The organism is Pseudomonas duriflava (genome assembly GCF_007830155.1).
GTDB classification, from domain to species: Bacteria; Pseudomonadota; Gammaproteobacteria; order Pseudomonadales; family Pseudomonadaceae; genus Chryseomonas; species Chryseomonas duriflava.
This window is the reverse complement of record NZ_VLKY01000006.1, coordinates 52,168-71,585: the sequence shown is the minus strand read 5'-3', so window position 1 is coordinate 71,585 and position 19,418 is coordinate 52,168. Positions and strand designations below refer to the sequence as shown.

Here is a 19,418-nt window from a genome sequence, read left to right as displayed (position 1 = left end):
TCGTAATGTTCAATAGCGCTAGGCAAGCCCGAGCGTTTTCCATATCCGCATGACGCCATGCCGCTCGTCATGAAAAAGCGTGCCATCCACAATACCGGGTTGTTTTTGCAGTGCCAGACGGTGCGCAGCGGAGCGATAGACCTTGTAGGCTTCCTGTAACAACTGGACATCCGGAGCGGCCATCAAACCAGCCTGAGCCAGGGCGTCCAGAATGCGGATATTGTCAGTAAAGCGCAGCAGGTCAGGATGCTGCCAAGACCAGACAAGAGCCGCATATTGCACCATAAATTCGATATCGACGATACCGCCAGCGTCCTGTTTGAGGTTAAAGCTAGCACCCGCCTCAAATGCATTAGCCGACAACCCTCCGCGTGTAGCCTTGGTACCAAGGCTTTCACGCATCTTGGCTCGCATGTCACCGACCTCACGGCGTAACGTTTCTTCATCACGTTTACGCCCCAATACAGCAGCACGTACGGTATCGAAACGGGCAGCCACCTGTGAGCAGCCAACCAGTACACGGGCACGTACCAACGCTTGATGCTCCCAGGTCCATGCCTCGTGAAGCTGGTATTGCTCAAAGGCTCTGATCGTACTGACCAAGAGACCCGACACACCAGAAGGCCTGAGTCGCATATCAACCTCATAAAGCGTCCCAGCGGTTGTCGAAGTGGTCAGCAGGTGAATAATGCGCTGCCCTAGACGCGTATAAAATTGGGCCCCATCGATGGGCTTGCCGCCTTCAGTCTCGGCCAATGGATCACCGTCATGAATAAACACCAAGTCCAGGTCAGACCCATGCCCGAGCTCGATGCCGCCTACCTTGCCATAGCCTACGATAATGAAGTCCGGGTCGCAGGGCGAGCCGTCAGTCCTCAATGGATGCCCGTGGCGTTGAACCATCTGGCGCCAGGCCAAGGCTAATACCTGCTCCAGAATGGCCTCGGCCAGCCAGGTCAGATAGTCGCTCACCTTCATTAACGGCAGTGTCCCGGCAATCTCCGAGGCGGCCACGCGCAAGCCATGAGCCCGTTTGAAATGCCTTAACATTTCCATCTGCTGCTCCAGATCATCCTCTGGAATACGCGTCATGCGCTCGCGCAATTCGGCTACCAGCTCAGGCTTTTGCGGAGGTCGATACAGGCGTCCCTCGTTCAGCAATTCATCTAATAGCGCTGGGAAGCGCGCAATCTGCTCAGCGACCCAGGCACTGGCCGTACACAAGTCGAGTAAACGCTCGAGCGCGCCGGGGTTTTCCGTCAATAGAACCAGATAAGCCGAACGGCGTGCCACGGCCTCGACCAGGGGCAGTACGCGATCAAGCGCCTGATCAGGGTCTTCACGGGTTGCGATCGCACTCAACAGCCGCGGCATAAAAGCGTCCAGGCGCTCCCGTCCCATACGTTGCATGGCACGAACCTGATTGCTGTTCGCCAGAGACAACAGCCGCGCCAGGGCAGAGGCCGGTGCACTGAAGCCCGCTTCGCTCAACTGCTGAACCGCCAGAGGTTCTTCCAACAGGCCTTCCCACAGAGGTAGCCACTCGCGCCCTTCGGGCACTGTAGCCCCACCGTCCTCATCGGGATCAGCAATCACCTGCTGGAAATGCCAGTCGATCCGGCTACGCCAGTCGCTCAAACGCTCCATGAAGGCCTTCCAGTCAGAGAAGCCCATGATGAACGCAACCCGTGTACGGTCGAGGTCATTGTCTGGAAGCATTTGGGTCTGACGATCCGCGATGGCTTGCAGCGCATGCTCGACATAGCGCAGGAAGCAATACCCTTCACGCATTTCGTCAACTGCGGCAGCGGGAAGGTAGTCGTGCTCACGCAGGACGTTCAGCACCGTTAGCAGAGGTCGCTGCTGCAGAGCCAGCTCCCGCCCTCCATGAATCAGCTGAAAAGCCTGGGCGATAAATTCCACTTCACGGATTCCGCCAGCGCCCAGCTTGATGTTTTCATCCATACCCCGCCGTCGGACTTCCTGCTGAATCAGCTGCTTCATGTTGCGAAGCGCCTCGATGGCAGAAAAGTCGAGATACCGCCGGTAGACGAAGGGCCGCAATAGTCCAAGCAGTTGGGCACCCGCCTGCTGATCACCGCCAACGACCCTGGCCTTTATCATGGCGTAACGTTCCCAGTCCCGCCCCTGATCCTGATAGTACTGCTCCATGGCTGAAAAGCTCAGAGCCAATGCACCAGAGGAACCATACGGGCGCAGGCGCATATCGACCCGAAACACAAAACCATCCACCGTAATGGCGTCCAGCGCCTTGATAAGCCGCTGCCCCAAGCGAATGAAAAATTGCTGGTTATCCAGTGAGCGACGCGCACCAACAGTCTCGCCGCCCTCTGGATAGGCAAAGATCAAGTCGATATCCGATGACAGGTTCAATTCACCGGCCCCGAGCTTTCCCATGCCCAAGATAACCATGGACTGCGGCTCGCCGCTGCGCTGCCCCGTTGGAACGCCTGACTGTCGGCATTGGTTCTGGTAAAGCCAATGGTACGCAAGGTCAATGCATGCATCGGCCAGGGCGGACAGGTCACGGCAGGTTTCCTGCAGATCAGCCTGCCGCGAAAGATCACGCCAGACGATTCGAATCTGGTGCCATGTGCGGAATCGGCGGAGCTGGCGACCCAGTTCCGCCTCGCTGTCGCATCCATTTAATCGCTCAGCAAGCTGTTGCCGGACGACACCATCTGCCAAACTATTCTCCAGCAGACTGCTGTCAGCAAGATCAAGCAGCATCAACGGATCGCGCCGTATCTGTTCTGCCACAAAGTCACTGGCCGCCACGACACGTAACAATACCGTTCGTCGCGCTCCTGGCCATTGCTCGAAACGCTCCGCAGCCTGTGGATGCGCCTGCAAGGCCTCCTTGAAGTCGGCCAGAGCCTGACGGGAAAGGGGTAACAGTACGTCGGGAAGCTCAGATAAAGCGGGCAGGCTCATGGTCTATCCTGTGCGTTCAGTGGCTGATACAGAGTATCTGTGCGACATTTTGTCGTGGTTTTGGCAAGGACATTGACCTGAATAGCTGAAACGATGACCGATTTGTAGTAAAACTACACGCTGATCGGAACCATCCGGTCATTTTCATCCAAGAATTAACGCTGCCCCCCAAGAGGCTGGCGGCGACACCGAGGCAACCGATTCTGGAAGCCTTTCCGCCATGGAGCAAGCCATGCAAGACCTTGATCCCGTCGAAACCCAGGAATGGCTGGACGCCCTGGAGTCCGTACTTGACCGCGAAGGTGAAGACCGAGCCCACTATTTGCTGACCCGTATGGGTGAGCTGGCAACTCGGACTGGCACGCAACTGCCTTACGCGATCACCACCCCGTATCGCAACACAATCCCGGTGACTAAAGAAGTCCAGATGCCGGGCGATCTGTTCATGGAACGGCGGATCCGCTCACTGGTACGCTGGAACGCACTGGCCATGGTAGTGCGCACTAACCTGCGCGACCCTGACCTTGGCGGTCACATTTCTACCTTTGCCTCGTCGGCTACGCTATACGACATTGGTTTTAACTATTTCTTCAAGGCACCGACCGAAGAGCACGGCGGCGACCTGGTTTATTACCAAGGCCATGCTTCTCCGGGCGTATATGCACGTGCCTTCCTCGAAGGCCGCCTGACCGAAGACCAAATGAATAACTTCCGTCAGGAAGTAGACGGCAATGGTCTGTCGAGCTATCCGCACCCGCACCTGATGCCTGACTTTTGGCAGTTCCCGACCGTGTCCATGGGTCTAGGCCCAATCACGGCGATTTATCAGGCACGCTTCATGAAGTACTTGGAAGATCGTGGATTCATCCCTGCCGGCAAGCAGAAGGTCTGGTGCTTCATTGGCGACGGAGAGACCGACGAGCCTGAAACACTTGGTGCCATCTCCCTGGCTGGCCGCGAAAAACTGGACAACCTGATTTTCGTAATCAACTGCAACTTGCAGCGTCTAGACGGTCCTGTTCGCGGTAATAGCAAGATTATCCAAGAGCTGGAAGGCGTCTTCCGTGGTGCTCAGTGGAACGTCAACAAAGTTATCTGGGGTCGTCTCTGGGATCCGCTTTTCGCTCGCGATGAAAACGGCATCATGCAGCAGCGCATGGACGAAGCCATCGACGGCGAATACCAGAACTATAAGGCTAAGGACGGTGCGTACGTCCGTAAGCACTTCTTCGGGGCTAACCCTGAGTTACTGAAGATGGTTGAGGACATGTCCGACGAGGACATCTGGAAACTCAACCGCGGCGGTCATGATCCTTATAAGGTTTATGCAGCCTACCATCAAGCGGTCAACCACAAAGGCCAACCTACCGTTATTCTTGCCAAGACCATCAAAGGTTATGGTACCGGTGCCGGTGAAGCGAAGAATATCGCTCACAACACCAAGAAAATCGACGTGGAAAGCCTGAAAAAATTCCGCGACCGCTTCGACATCCCGCTGAATGATGACCAGCTGGCCGACCTGCCCTTCTTCCGCCCGGCTGAAGACAGCCCGGAGATGAAATACCTGCGCAAGCGTCGCGAAGCCCTAGGTGGTTCCGTTCCGCAGCGCCGCACGACTAGTATCAGCATTCCAACACCACCGCTGGATACCTTGAAGGCTATTCTAGACGGCTCGGGCGACCGCGAGATTTCTACTACCATGGCCTTTGTGCGCATCCTGTCGCAACTGGTCAAGGATAAAGATCTGGGTAGCCGCATCGTACCGATCATCCCGGATGAGGCTCGTACCTTCGGTATGGAAGGCATGTTCCGTCAGCTCGGCATCTACTCCTCCGTCGGCCAGCTCTATGAGCCTGTCGATAAGGATCAGGTAATGTTCTACCGCGAGGATAAGAAAGGCCAGATCCTTGAGGAAGGCATTAACGAAGCGGGCGCCATGAGCTCCTTCATTGCTGCGGGTACGTCCTACAGCACGTATAACCAACCGATGCTGCCGTTCTACATCTACTATTCGATGTTCGGCTTCCAGCGTATCGGCGACTTGGCGTGGGCCGCTGGCGACAGCCAAGCGCGGGGCTTCCTGATTGGTGGAACAGCTGGTCGTACTACGCTTAACGGCGAAGGTCTGCAGCATGAAGATGGCCATAGCCACATTCTGGCCTCGACTATCCCGAATTGCCGCACCTATGACCCCACCTACGCTTACGAGCTGGCAGTGATCATTCGTGAAGGCATCCGCCAAATGACCGAAGAGCAGAAGAACGTATTCTTCTATATCACGGTCATGAACGAGAACTACCAGCAGCCCGCCCTGCCCGAAGGTGCCGAGGAAGGCATCATCAAGGGTATGTACCTGCTGGAAGAAGAAACCGGCGACTTCAAGCATCGTGTTCAGCTCTTGGGCTCGGGCACTATCCTGCGTGAGGTTCGTGAAGCGAAAGCCCTTCTGCGCGAGTACGGTATCGGCGCTGATATCTGGAGTGTTACCAGCTTCAACGAGCTACGTCGAGATGGCCTGGCAGTTGATCATTGGAACCGCCTACACCCGCTTGAAGAGCCGCGCAAAGCCTATATCCAGCAGTGTCTGGAAGGCCGCGAAGGTCCGGTTATTGCTTCCACCGACTATATGAAGCTGTTTGCCGACCAGGTTCGCCAGTGGGTTCCCGCCAAGGAATACCAAGTGCTGGGTACTGACGGCTTCGGTCGCAGCGACTCGCGCAAGAAGCTACGTCACTTCTTCGAAGTCGATCGCAACTGGGTCGCACTGGCTGCTCTACAAGCCCTGGCCGACCGCGGTGCCATCGAGCGCACGGTCGTAGCGGATGCCATCACCAAGTTTGGTATCGATCCGCTCAAGCGCAACCCGCTTGACTGCTGATGCCGCCGGTGAAAAGGAGAAATTATTGTGAGTGAAACCATTCGCGTACCTGATATCGGCAGCGGCGAAGGCGAGATCATTGAAATTCTGGTCAAGGTAGGCGACACGGTCGAGGCTGAACAAAGCCTCGTCGTGCTCGAATCCGACAAGGCCAGCATGGAGATCCCGGCGCCGAAAGCCGGCAAGATCGCCGCGCTGCACGTCAAGCTAGGTGACACGCTGAAAACCGGCGACCTGCTGTTGGACATGGAGGATGGAGCATCGGGTGAAACCGATGCAGGCGAGCCCATGGCTGTTGCTGCAGGTGCTGCTGACGATGAAGTCGAAATGCCGACGCCACCAGGCGACGAGGATCCATCCGCGTCCGCCAAGGAAGGCGATCAGGCAGGCACAGGCGCCGCCCAGGAAATCCATGTGCCGGATATCGGCACCAGTGGCAAGGCCAACATCATCGAACTTCCAGTCAAGGTCGGCGACCGTATCGAAGCCGAACAGACCTTGATTACGCTGGAGTCCGACAAGGCCAGCATGGAGATTCCCTCACCCGCAGCCGGCGTAATTGAAAGCATTGCCGTCAAGGTGGGCGATGAAGTCGGTACGGGTGACCTGATCCTGGTCCTCAAGGGAAGCGGCAACGCCTCCTCCGCGCCGGCTCAATCCACCAGCAACAAACCTGCCGTGCAGGCAGCCGAGCCTGAACTGCACGAGACGGCCGACGAAGAACCAGCCGGCGAAAGTACTGAAGAGATCAAAGTGCCCGACATCGGCTCGACCGGTAGCGCCAATGTGATCGAAGTGATGGTCAAGGCAGGCGACACGGTAGAAGCGGACCAATCGCTGATTACCTTGGAGTCCGACAAGGCCAGCATGGAAATTCCGGCGCCCAAAGCGGGCGTGGTGGAAAGCGTTTCCATTAAGGTAGGTGATCAGGCCAAAACTGGCGATCTGATCCTGACTTTGAAGGTTCAAGGCGCAGCACCGAAGAAAAAGACTGAGAAGCCTGCACCTGCTCAGCAGAGCGCAGCTCCGGCACAAAAGCCGGCCAGCCCGGCTCCAGCCAAGGCGCCTCAAGCGGCTGCGCCTACCGGGCAGCCTGGCAAGAAAGTTCATGCCGGCCCGGCTGTGCGCATGCTGGCACGCGAGTTTGGCGTAGAGCTGAGCGACGTGACACCAACCGGCCCGAAAGGACGCGTCCTTAAGGAGGATGTCCAGGCCTATGTGAAGGATCAGCTGCAAAAGAGCAAATCTGCTCCGACTGCAGCAGCTGCTACTGGTGGCGCAGGCATTCCGCCGATTCCAACCGTGGACTTCAGCAAGTTCGGCGAAATCGAAGAAGTTCCGATGACGCGTCTGATGCAGGTAGGTGCTACCAATCTGCATCGCAGCTGGCTGAACGTGCCTCACGTGACCCAGTTCGATCAGTCCGATGTCACCGAGCTGGAAGCCTTCCGCGTTTCTCAGAAAGCTGTCGCTGAAAAAGCCGGCGTGAAGTTGACGGTTCTGCCGTTCCTGCTCAAAGCATGTGCTCATGTACTTAAGGAACTGCCGGACTTTAACGCTTCGCTCGCCCCTAGCGGCAAGGCCATTATCCGCAAGAAGTACGTGCACATTGGCTTTGCCGTAGATACGCCGGACGGCTTGCTCGTTCCGGTGATCCGCAACGTTGATCAGAAGAGTCTTCTGCAACTCGCAGCCGAAGCGGCCCAACTGGCCGAAAAAGCGCGAACCAAGAAGCTCACTGGAGACGACATGCAGGGGGCTTGTTTCACGATTTCCAGTCTCGGCCATATTGGCGGTACCGGCTTTACGCCAATCGTGAATGCTCCTGAAGTAGCAATTCTGGGTGTTTCCAAGGCCACGATGCAGCCAGTTTGGGACGGCAAGGCTTTCCAGCCACGCCTGATGCTGCCTCTGTCGCTATCCTACGATCACCGAGTGATCAATGGTGCTGCAGCGGCTCGCTTCACCAAGCGTCTGGGTGATCTGCTTGCAGAGATTCGCAGCTTATTGCTGTGATAGATGGTGTGCCTGGAATGGACTGGCCGTAAGGCCAGTTATCCGAAACCCTGTCGCTTGGCAGGGTTTTTTTTAAAGAATCTGATGCGCTGGATCGATACAGCTCATACGAGAGAAACGTTAGAAGCCCTATCTGAGAGGCTTGCCAGCGCCGAGTCCTTCATGCAACCTTGCGCATTGGATGAAAGCCCTATCGAATGCATTGTTTGGATTGGCAGGACGCCGGATTGAGTACCCTTCGCTTATTGACGTGCCAGTCTTTTTATTCATGGATCGAGTCCGCTCGGTTACTTTTTTTCGCCTGGCACGTCGAGTAGCCATTTTGAAACGAACTTTCGCATGAAGAGCCATCCAGATGCGACAACCCTGTCGGTGGCCGAGGCTGTCACGCCGCTGCCCGATCCTAGACGGCTGGGTATGCTGTGCTTCGAGCGGTTGAACGAGCCCAGCTGGACGCTTCTCTATCTGGACCAGTCCTGTGAGCAGAGGCTTGGCCTTCCGGCTCATGCGTTATGCTCGTTACTGGATTCACCTTTTGCCAGCCTCATGGAGCCTGTCGCACGTCATAGCCTGCATGAAGATATCCAGCATCAACTGGTTAAGAACAAGCGCTATGCGGTTCGCTACTCTCTGCATTGCCCTGACGGAGTCGTGACCTTAATTGAACTGGGAGAAAGTATTCGTCGTCATGGGCGAGAACTTCTTCATGGCTATATGATTCCGCTTGAGCGGGACATGGCAAGCGACCCGCAACTGAGCGAGTTGATCGCTCAGAATACCGACCTGAAAGCCTCTTTGGCTCTGCTCGAGCAATCCTGCATATATGAGCAGGCCCATATCGAGCGGACCCAGGCACAACGTCATCTCCTGATGCAACTGGCTCAGCAGGCCTATCGCTCCAGCGATCCCTTGCTAGAAGCAGCGCAAAGAATGACCCGTGCGAGCTGCGAAGCCTGCTGTGTGACACGAGCCAGCATCTGGCGCGTCGTGGAGAATCGTCTACAGCGGATCTATTTGTATGAAAGCGTCTCCAGTGGGCTTGCGACACCTGATTACTGGGATTTGACAGCGCTGCCACACTACATGGAGGCCCTAGCACAGGGTCCTATCGATGCCAGCGATGCTCAGAGCGATCCGCGAACCATTGAACGAGCTTCGGATTATCTGATACCAGCTGGCATTTTATCTCTACTTGATGCAAGCATTCGTGTGGATGGCAAGATAGTAGGCGTATTGAGCCTGGAGCAAACCGGAGCACTGCGCCCCTGGCATGACGATGAAATCACCTTCGTCTGTGAACTAGCCGACCAGTATGCAAAAGTGTTAAGCAGCCATGAGCGCCGTAATGCAACCCATGCTCTTCACTTGTTCCAACGGGCAGTCGAACAGAGTGCCAATGCATTTCTTCTGGTCAATCGAGAAGGCATCATTGAATACATCACTCCTAGTTTTACTGCCATCACGCAGTATTCCTCGGAAGAGGTTTGTGGTCAGCCGATCACAACGCTACCAGCCCTCATAAACTGGTCCGACTGCCTGCCCGACGCCTATGCCGCGCTGGAAAAGCAAAGCAGCTGGCAGGGTGAAATACGCTGCGAGCGCAAGAATCATGAACTCTATTGGGGCCAGCTGTCCCTCTCCAAAGTGTTTTCCGACAGCGGAGAGCTGACCCACTATATCGGCATTTTGGAAGACGTAACTCAGGCCAAGTTAGCGCTGCAAAGCATAGAGCAGCTGGCTCATCGCGATACACTGACAGGACTTGCTAACCGGAACTATTTCATTGAGCGTCTCGAGAAACGCTTGGTCGAGCGGCAGGAAAATCTCAATTGTCTACTCCTGATCGATATTGACCGATTCAAGCGCATCAACGATAGCCTAGGTCACCAGGCAGGCGATAACCTGCTTGTAACCCTGGCGCGACGACTGCAGACTACCTTGGGTCAAGGCACGCTGATTGCCCGTATTGCCAGTAACGAGTTTGCCGTATTACTGGAAGACAAGACGGTTAGCGAGGGGCTCGATGCCGCCAGTTCCCTGCTGATGACACTCGACAAACCTGTTCACGTAGACAATCTGTCGACCTTGGTCAGTTGCTCGATTGGCCTGACAGTTACACCTGATCATGGGATGGACCCACAGACGCTTATGAAACATGCCGGTCTTGCCCTACACAAGGCCAAGGCCAGCGGTGGTAATCGGGTTCAGGTATACACGGAAACCCTAGTAGCCGAAGCCAGCTACAAACTTTTCATGCAGGACAATCTGCGCCGCGCGCTCGAGCTTGACGAACTCGAGCTGCACTATCAGCCAAAACTTTGTCTGCGTAGCGGGCAATTGCTAGGCCTCGAAGCCCTGATTCGCTGGCGCCACCCAGAAAAAGGCATGATCCGGCCCGACCAGTTCATTAGCGTGGCCGAGGAAACCGGACTGATCATTCCCATAGGGAAATGGGTTATCCGGGAAGCATGCCGGCAGATTCGTCAGCTGGATATGGCAGGTCTACCCTGCTTGCAGATTGCTATCAATTTGTCACCCAAACAGTTTACCGATCTGGAACTGGTCAACTCCATCCGCAGCATTCTCTTGGAAGAGCGCCTACCCCCTCATCGTTTGGAGCTTGAGTTGACTGAAAGCCTGTTGCTTGATGCCACTGATGAGACCCGACAACAACTAGAGGATATGAAAAAGATCGGTCTTTCGCTGGCCATGGACGATTTTGGTACAGGCTACTCGTCGCTCAGCTACTTGAAAAAATTTCCAATCGACGTCATTAAGATTGATCGAAGCTTTATTAAGGATATTCCCGATAATCAGGATGATATGGAGATCACCTCCGCAGTGGTAGCCATGGCGCATAACCTGCGTCTTAAAGTTGTCGCCGAGGGTATCGAAACAACACAGCAGCTGAACTTTCTGCGTCGTCACCACTGTGATGTAGGCCAGGGTTACTTGTTCGATCGTCCTATCCCTGGCAAAGAACTCGTGGAAAGCCTGCGCCGCTATATGCGGGAGATCAAGACGTCACGTTGAAACCAGGGCGCCTATTTACCGCCCATGAATAATATCCGCCGGTCATCGAGCGTCTCTACGTTCGAAGCCGTCGATGTACAGTGTGGAGAGTCCTATGGTCCTGCGCTCACAGATCCTGACGCAAAAGAATGCACTACCTACCGCTGAGCAAGCCCTACCTGGCCGGGCAACGCCTTTGGTTGTACCCGCACAGCACTATGTCAATGGGCATTCACTCAAGCCCCCCTTCCCTACTCATATGGAACAGCTTGTGGTAGGGCTAGGCTGCTTCTGGGGCGCAGAAAGACGCCTATGGCAACAACCGGGCGTATGGACCACTGCAGCAGGCTATGCGGGTGGCTACACCCCTAACCCTACCTACGAAGAGGTATGCTCAGGCCTGACTGGCCACACGGAAGCAGTCCTGGTGGTTTACGATCCGCATGAGACCTCGTTAGAAGCCTTACTCAAGGTTTTCTGGGAGGCCCACGACCCGACGCAAGGCATGCGTCAGGGAAACGACATCGGGACGCAATACCGCTCGGCCATCTATTACGAGACGCCTGCCCAGCAAGCAATCATTGAAGCCAGCCATGCTGCTTTCCAAGCGGAATTGGCGCGGGCTGGCTATGGGGATATTACGACCGAAATCGCACCGCTTACCACGTTCTACTACGCCGAGCCCTATCATCAACAGTATTTGGCTAAGAATCCCGGCGGCTATTGCGGCCTTCGCGGCACTGGGGTTTGCCTACCGGCCTGAGTCAGGCCGGTCGCTCTTCAATCAGCCAGTCCAGTCGCCAGCCTGACTGGCTCTGACATAGCTGCTTAGCCAGCCAGGGTAGTACCTGCCGAAGTTCCTCCTCCAGTCCCCACGGCGGATTGGCAATGGCCATTCCTGACCCATTAAGACCGATGGGATTGTCGACGGGGTGAACTGAAAGCTCCGCTCGTAATAGCTTGGGTGCTCCGCTTTTCTGCAACTCTTGATAAAACCGTTTAAGCTGACGTTGATCCTTGATGGGATACCAGATCATCGCCACGCTCTGCCGCATACGACCAATGCTTTCTTTCAAGGCTAGCGCACAACGCGTCCAATCGTCTGCCTGTTCAAAAGGCGGATCAACCAGTAGAACCGCACGTTTTTCCTGAGTGGGCAGCAGTGCTTTCGGCAGCAGCCAGCCGTCACGCTGATGAATTACCGTTCGACGATCCTGTGCCATGTTGGCCTTGAGCAGCTGACCATCGTCCGGATGCCATTCATTGAACAGCAGACGGTCCTGTGGCCGCGTAAGGCGGCGTGCAACTTCAGGCGAGCCCGGATAAAAACGCAGCTCACCGTCAGGATTCATGTCCCGAACTATGTCTAGATAGGATGTCAACGGAGCCGGAACATCAAAAGCCGCCCATAAGCGTGCAATGCCCTCTCTCCACTCCCCTGTCCGCGTGGCCTGGTCACCCATCAGATCATACAACCCCAGACCGGAATGGCTGTCCAAATAAGCCAATGGGGTTTCCTTGCGCCCGAGCAGGCCAAGTACCCGCGACAGAATAAAATGCTTAAGCACGTCCGCATGATTGCCGGCGTGAAAGGCATGGCGATAATTCATGATGAACTCCTTTGGGCCGCATAGTTTAGCGGAGCAGCCTTCTCATCGCATGCATATGCAAGAATCTGGCATTATTTTTGACAACATGCCAACCCAGCAGGTTAAATCCAGACTCAAGCGCCCCGGCGCCCCATTCAATGACGCAGGAGCCCTGATTTGGACGCCGTAACAATCAATAGCTTGTTCTTGATTGGCGCGGTGCTGGTTGGCCTCTCCATCCTAGTAAGTTCCCTTTCGTCCCGCCTGGGAATTCCGATTCTGGTGATCTTTCTTGGCGTAGGCATGCTTGCTGGCGTGGACGGTCCTGGGCAGATCAACTTCACCAATTACCCTTTGGCCTATCTGGTAGGCAACCTCGCGCTCGCCGTGATTCTGCTCGATGGTGGTTTACGTACTCGGGTTTCCAGCTTTCGCGTGGCCTTATGGCCAGCTCTTTCTTTAGCTACTGTAGGTGTACTTATTACGGCCGGACTGACCGGGGCCGTTGCCGCCTGGCTATTCGACCTGAGTGTTTTTCAAGGGCTTTTAATCGGCGCCATTGTAGGCTCCACCGACGCGGCAGCCGTTTTCTCGCTGCTGGGCGGACGCGGGCTCAATGAACGTGTCACAGCAACACTGGAAATCGAATCCGGCAGCAACGATCCAATGGCGGTGTTCCTGACCGTTACCCTGATTGAAATGCTGGGTAGTGGTCATACTGAACTGAGCTGGATGCTACTTTGGCATTTCATTCGAGATTTCACTATTGGTGGTGTACTAGGCCTATGCGGCGGCTGGCTGCTGCTGCAACTCATCAACCGGATACAGTTAGCGGACGGCCTTTATCCTCTGCTTGCAGTCAGCGGCGGGCTCCTGATCTTCGCCTTGACCAATGCAGCGCATGGTAGCGGCATTCTGGCGGTTTACCTGGCCGGACTGGTCATGGGCAATCGCCCTATCCGTAGTCGCCATGGCATGTTACATATGCTTGATGGCATGGCCTGGCTTTCACAAATCGGGATGTTCCTGGTCCTTGGCCTTTTAGTTGAGCCTCGCAGCCTACTGCCAATTGCCCTGCCGGCCCTGGGTCTTGCCCTCTGGATGATTCTGGTAGCGCGCCCCCTCTCGGTCATGCTGGGCCTGCTTCCCTTCCGTGCGTTTCACGACCGGGAAAAGCTCTTTATCTCCTGGGTAGGCCTGCGTGGCGCAGTACCGATCATTCTGGCGGTTTTCCCAATGATGGCGGGCCTTCCGCAAGCACAGTTGTTTTTCAACGTTGCCTTTTTCATCGTCTTGGTTTCCCTGTTGTTGCAAGGCTCCAGCCTGCCGCTAGCCGCTAAACTGTTGCGTGTTACCGTCCCTCCGGAACCCGCCCCGTTTTCTCGGGCAGGCCTGCAAGTACATCCCACCAGTGAATGGGAGCTATTCGTCTATCGGCTAGGAAAGGAAAAATGGTGCATCGGCGCAGCCTTGCGTGAACTAAAGATGCCACCTAATACACGGATTGCAGCTTTATTCCGAGGGCAGCAGCTACTCCATCCCTCCGGCAGCACTACTCTTGAAGCTGGCGACATCCTGTGCGTCATAGGCCATGAACACGACTTGCCAGCGCTAGGCAGATTGTTTAGTCAGGCGCCCGAGCGTGGGCAGCGTTTCTTTGGTGATTTCGTGTTAGAAGCGGATGCCGAATTGCGCGCCGTCGCCTCGCTCTATGGACTCAATCTTGATAATGTGGACGGCAGCCAATCGTTAGGTCATTTTGTGACTCAGCGAATAGGTGGTGAACCCGTTATAGGCGACCAAGTAGAATGGGCCGGCCTCATTTGGACAGTAGCATCGCTTGAGGGTCACCGGGTACGCAAGATTGGCGTGAAGTTCCCGGAAGGTCGTTCGGGTCCGGCACTTTTCCTTTGAAACGTGCACTGATCGGCTCGTCATGGCGAGGCGGTTGCGCATAGCCTAGGAGGCCATTAACCTCCTCGCCTTTCCAGCCTATCAGACTCGACCATGTCAGCCTTGCGTCCCCTGCTGTCCTTTCTCCTGCTAAGCCTGTGCTTCTGCACATCACTGGCTCAAGCCCAAGAAACCTCGTCGACCCTGCCCGACGCCAAACAGGTCCAGCAGAATCTCGACTCGCTGGCCGACCGGAAATTACCGGCAACGGACCAGCAAGTCCTGCAGGATATGTTGAAACAAACCCTGCAGTTGCTGGATCAGAAAGCCCAGCATGAGCAGAATCTAAACGCTCTCAAAAAGACCCTCGCCCAGGCGCCACAGTTGATCAAGGATGCGCAGCGCGATCTGGCCAAACTGCGGGAAGAGCCGGACAAGCCTATAGCCCAGCGCTACGGTAATCTAAGCCCACGGGAACTGGAAAATCTGCAAAGCCAGCGCAGCGTTCAGCTCAATGACTGGCAAAATGCTCTGAACGATGCCAATACGCTGGTTATTACGTCGCAAACGCGTCCGGAGCGGGCGCAATTGGAAATTGGCGATGCGCAAGCTCGCCTCCAAACGATCAGCGACACGCTCAAGGCCGGTAGGGAAAATGGCAAACCTATCCTACCGGAGCGGCGTAACCAGCTATTGGCCGAACAGGCCGAGCGTAACGCCTTAATTCAGTTGCGCCAGCAGGAACTGTCTGCCAATAGTACCTTGCAGGACTTAGGCTCAATACAACGCGAGCTTTACACTGAACGTGTCAAACGCATGGAGCAAGAAAGCCTGGACCTCCAGGCATTGATCAGCGGCAAGCGGCGCCAACAATCCGAGGAAACGTTCGCAGCCCTATCCCGAGAATCTCAACAGGCCGCCAATGCGAACGACGTACTGGCACAGGAAAGCAAGCTTAACCTGACGTTGTCCGACTATTTGCTACGTGCTACGGACCGCCTTAACGACCTGACGCGTCGTAGCTTGGAAACCAAACAACAACTCGACCAGCTTAGACAAACCAGTGAAACACTGGATCAACAGATTAATGTGCTACGCGGCAGCTTGTTGCTCTCTAAATTGCTTTATCAGCAACGTGCATCGCTTCCTACCGTCGAAGTCAGCAAGAACCTAACAGACGATATTGCCGACTTACGCCTCTATCAATTCGAGCTCAATCAACAGCGCGCCCAAGTGGCAAATCTGACAGGTTATATTGATAACCTTTTGGCACAGCAACCGCCCGAGCAGGTTACGCCTGAACTGCGCAAGCAACTGTTGGAGCTGGTCAAAACCCGTATCGAGCTGCAAGACCGTCTAAGTACTGAACTCAGCGCTCTTCTCAGCGAATCCATTTCCTTGCAGCTGAGTCAGAAGCAACTCATTAAGACTAGCGAGAGCCTTAGGGCCACCTTGGATGAACAGATGTTCTGGATTCCAAGCAATCGTCCTTTGGATTGGAGTTGGCTCAAGGACGCTCCCAAGCACCTGCTGGGGCAAGTTACCCTAGTTCCCTGGTTGGACAGCCTTAAGGCATTGTCTGCCGGCCTGGTGGATCATCTGTTAATTTTTCTACCCTTAGTTGTCGCAATAGCCACACTGCTCTGGCGTCGGCACTATTTGTACGAAAAGTTGAATACTCTGAACAAGGACATCGGTCATTTCCAGCGTGACAGCCAGTTGCATACACCTTTGGCTATTGTACTGACCGTTCTGCTCGCCATGCCCGTCAGCCTGACGCTAGCCCTCATAGGGGTCGGCCTCGAAAGTGACAAGCGCGGCCTTAATGGTGCCATTGGCGCAGCCCTAATGGAAATGGCGGTTGGCTGGCTAATCTTCTATACGGTCTATCGTCTACTCGAAAGCGGTGGCGTGGCTGAGACGCACTTCCGCTGGGCGCGCACTCAAGTCGACTCGCTACGTCGTCTGGTACGCCGACTGGGTATTCTGGCGTTGGCCCTGATGGCGGTAGTAGCCATAGCTGAACGTCAGCTCAATGGGCTAGCTGGGGACGTGATTGGCATCCTCATCGTATTGGTTTGTTATGCCGGTATGGCGTGGATGCTAGGCCGCTCGCTGCTTAATGCAGCCGCGCGGGAACGCCTACCGTTAATCCGGTTATTGCTCGGCCTGATGATTACGGCTATTCCTGCAGGCCTGTTCCTGGCGGTTTGCCTGGGCTACTACTACACGTCATTGAAGCTAACCGACCGGCTGATCGATACACTATATCTACTGCTGGCGTGGATCATTATGGAAGCCGCCCTTGCCCGAGGCCTGAATGTAGCGGCACGGCGGTTGGCCTATCACCGCGCCCTAACCAGGCGGCAAAACCAGCAGGAAGCAGCCGAACTGGGTGAAACATTAGAAGAAGAACCTGCGCTAGACATGGAGCAGGTCAACCAGCAATCGCTTCGTCTGATCCGGCTCGCATTATGGTTAGGCTTCCTAGGAGTTCTCTATTGGGTTTGGGCAGATGTTGTGGCTGTTTTCTCTTACCTTGACAACATCACACTCTATGAAAACACCAGAGGAAGCGGCGAAACCGCTACAGTGGTGCCGGTTACCCTACGGGATTTCCTGAGTGCCATCTTTATTGCTGGACTAACCTTTGCCCTGGCACGCAACCTGCCCGGCCTGCTTGAAGTTCTAGTCTTGTCCCGCCTGCAGCTGGCCCAAGGTACCGCCTATGCTGTCACGACGCTGCTCTCTCATGCGATTATTACTATTGGTGTTATTAGTGCACTCTCAACCCTAGGTGTCAGCTGGGATAAGCTTCAGTGGTTAGCTGCTGCCCTATCCGTAGGCCTCGGCTTTGGACTGCAGGAAATCTTCGGTAACTTCATTTCAGGCCTGATCATCCTGTTCGAGCGCCCAGTACGCATCGGTGATTTGATTACCATTGGCAATGTGACCGGTACAGTGAAGCGTATCCAGATCCGAGCGACCCATATTGTCGATGCCGATAACAAATCCGTAGTTGTACCAAACAAGACCTTTGTGACCAGCCAGCTAATCAACTGGACGCTGACCGACACCATGACGCGAGTCACGCTGTTGATTGGGGTGGGCTACGGCTCAGACCTTGAAAAGGTCCGCGCTCTGCTTTTCCAGGCAGCCTATGATAATCCGCGAGTATTGCGTGATCCGGAGCCTATGGTCCTGTTCCAAGCCTTTGGTGAAAGCACTTTAAATCATGAGCTACGCGTTCATGTACGCGAGCTGGGTGATCGCGCCTTCGCTACGGATGAGATCAACCGGCGTATCGAACAGCTCTTCCGGGAAAATGATATCGAAATCGCATTCCGTCAGCTGGAAGTTTCCGTCAAGAAAATGGACGGTATCGAACAATTACTCAACCGAATCCAGATACCTATAGCTGGCAACTCAGGCGTTTCACCGGATTCAGGACAAAAGGCATGATCAGAAGGACGCGTCCTGCTGTCCGAATAAAAAGCCTCGCTGTCTGGAGACGCCTGTGAAAACGCTTGAGGAACTTGAGTTCGATAATCGCTTCGCCCGCCTGGGTGACGATTTTTCGACCCCTGTCCAGCCTAAACCCATCGACAATCCGCGCCTGGTAGTCGTCTCGGACGAAGCTATGGCACTGCTTGACCTAAACCGTGCAGAGGCGGAAAAAACCGTTTTTACCGAACTCTTTTCGGGCCATAAGTTATGGGATACGGCCGAGCCACGGGCGATGGTGTATTCGGGACACCAGTTTGGCTCCTACAATCCGCGTCTGGGAGACGGGCGCGGCCTACTGCTAGGAGAGGTCGTGAACGATGCGGGGGAACATTGGGACCTGCATTTGAAAGGTGCTGGCATGACGCCTTACTCACGGATGGGGGACGGTCGCGCCGTGCTGCGTTCGTCTATTCGCGAGTTTCTAGCATCAGAAGCACTCCACGCGCTGGGTATTCCTACCAGCCGGGCCCTGTGCGTTACAGGCTCTACAACACAAGTTGTTCGCGAGCGCCTCGAAACCGGTGCCATGGTGCTGCGCTTAGCCCAGAGCCACATTCGCTTCGGACACTTCGAGTATTTTTACTATACCCAGCGCCATGATCTGCTTGATATTCTAGGGCAGCATGTTCTGGAGTGGCATTATCCTCACTGCCTAGGGCAACCAGAGCCTTATGTGGCCTTCTTCCGCGAGGTCGTTGAACGTAATGCCGAACTGATCGCCTATTGGCAAGCGTATGGTTTCTGCCATGGGGTTATGAATACGGACAACATGTCCATTTTGGGCATTACTTTCGATTTTGGTCCCTATGCTTTTCTGGACGACTTTGACGCCAATTTCATTTGTAACCACTCCGACTACAGCGGTCGCTACTCCTACAGTAATCAAGTTCCCATTGCCCATTGGAACCTAGCAGCGTTAGCTCAAACCTTGACGCCAAAGATTCCTACCGAAACCCTAAAGGCAACGCTGGACTTGTTCCTGCCGCTTTATCAAACGCATTACCAAGCGCTGATGCGTCGCCGCCTGGGGCTTGTTACTGAACAAGCAGACGATGCGACATTGATCGAGCGCTTATTGGGCTTAATGCAGGGTAGCTCGGTAGACTACACATTGTTCTTTCGTCGTCTCGGCGAAGAAGCACCAGTACAAGCCCTGGAAGCGCTAAGAAACGACTTTATCGACCTATCCGGTTTTGATGCCTGGAGTAAGCTGTATCTGGCCCGCGTCGAAAAGGAAGGGAGCGATCAGAGCGCACGACGCTCCCGGATGCACGGGGTGAACCCCCTGTATATCCTGCGAAACTATTTGGCTCAGCAAGCGATTGAGCAGGCCGAAGCAGGTAATTATGAGGAGGTACGCCTGCTTCATAAAGTTTTGACTCGCCCCTTTGAGTCTCAAGCTGGCTGCGATCGATTCGCCCAGCGGCCGCCGGACTGGGGAAAACATCTCGAAATTAGCTGCTCATCCTAATTCTTCAGGCGAGCCGCTTTCCAGAAAAGCAGTATCTTATTTCTTTTTTAATAGCTCAAAGGAATAAGATACTGTTCAAATCATATTAGACAAGTTC

9 protein-coding genes are annotated in these 19,418 nt (G+C 55.0%); 7 read left to right on the top strand and 2 right to left on the bottom strand.

The features are described 5' to 3' along the window. Window positions 1–18: 18 nt before the first annotated feature. Window positions 19–2,955 carry a bifunctional [glutamate--ammonia ligase]-adenylyl-L-tyrosine phosphorylase/[glutamate--ammonia-ligase] adenylyltransferase gene (gene glnE / locus IQ22_RS10040; protein ID WP_145141309.1) on the bottom strand — a complete coding sequence of 979 codons (2,937 nt, stop codon included), beginning with the start codon at window positions 2,953–2,955 and terminating at the stop codon, window positions 19–21. 232 nt (window positions 2,956–3,187) lie between these two features. Here glnE and aceE point away from each other — a divergent pair, with 232 nt between their 5' ends. The 4 genes from aceE to msrA all read left to right on the top strand — a co-directional run bounded on the left by aceE (window position 3,188) and on the right by msrA (window position 11,624). Then, on the top strand, window positions 3,188–5,833 hold the full coding sequence (gene aceE, locus IQ22_RS10030) for a pyruvate dehydrogenase (acetyl-transferring), homodimeric type (RefSeq protein WP_145141305.1): 2,646 nt from the start codon (window positions 3,188–3,190) through the stop codon (window positions 5,831–5,833). Between the two features lie 27 nt (window positions 5,834–5,860). Continuing rightward, window positions 5,861–7,849: a dihydrolipoyllysine-residue acetyltransferase gene (aceF, locus tag IQ22_RS10025; RefSeq protein ID WP_145141303.1), complete on the top strand. Its 1,989-nt coding sequence runs from the start codon at window positions 5,861–5,863 to the stop codon at window positions 7,847–7,849. Window positions 7,850–8,188: 339 nt separating this feature from the next. Further along, entirely contained in the window at window positions 8,189–10,882 is a 2,694-nt protein-coding gene (locus IQ22_RS10020; protein ID WP_145141301.1) for a putative bifunctional diguanylate cyclase/phosphodiesterase, read from the top strand. A 94-nt stretch (window positions 10,883–10,976) separates the two neighbouring features. Next, window positions 10,977–11,624 carry a peptide-methionine (S)-S-oxide reductase MsrA gene (gene msrA / locus IQ22_RS10015; RefSeq protein ID WP_145141299.1) on the top strand — a complete coding sequence of 216 codons (648 nt, stop codon included), beginning with the start codon at window positions 10,977–10,979 and terminating at the stop codon, window positions 11,622–11,624. A 1-nt stretch (window position 11,625) separates the two neighbouring features. On the opposite strand, the gene IQ22_RS10010 is transcribed toward msrA, so the two are convergent. After that, window positions 11,626–12,471 (bottom strand): 23S rRNA (adenine(2030)-N(6))-methyltransferase RlmJ, encoded by an 846-nt coding sequence (locus IQ22_RS10010; protein ID WP_145141297.1) that lies wholly within the window; start codon window positions 12,469–12,471, stop codon window positions 11,626–11,628. A gap of 156 nt (window positions 12,472–12,627) precedes the next feature. Here IQ22_RS10010 and IQ22_RS10005 point away from each other — a divergent pair, with 156 nt between their 5' ends. From IQ22_RS10005 to selO, 3 genes are all read left to right on the top strand, one after another. After that, entirely contained in the window at window positions 12,628–14,364 is a 1,737-nt protein-coding gene (locus tag IQ22_RS10005) for a potassium/proton antiporter (RefSeq protein WP_145141295.1), read from the top strand. A 93-nt stretch (window positions 14,365–14,457) separates the two neighbouring features. Beyond that, window positions 14,458–17,805, top strand: a complete 3,348-nt coding sequence (mscK, locus tag IQ22_RS10000; RefSeq protein ID WP_145141293.1) for a mechanosensitive channel MscK — start codon at window positions 14,458–14,460, stop codon at window positions 17,803–17,805. A gap of 55 nt (window positions 17,806–17,860) precedes the next feature. After that, window positions 17,861–19,321: a protein adenylyltransferase SelO gene (gene selO, locus IQ22_RS09995; protein WP_145141291.1), complete on the top strand. Its 1,461-nt coding sequence runs from the start codon at window positions 17,861–17,863 to the stop codon at window positions 19,319–19,321. Window positions 19,322–19,418 lie beyond the last annotated feature (97 nt).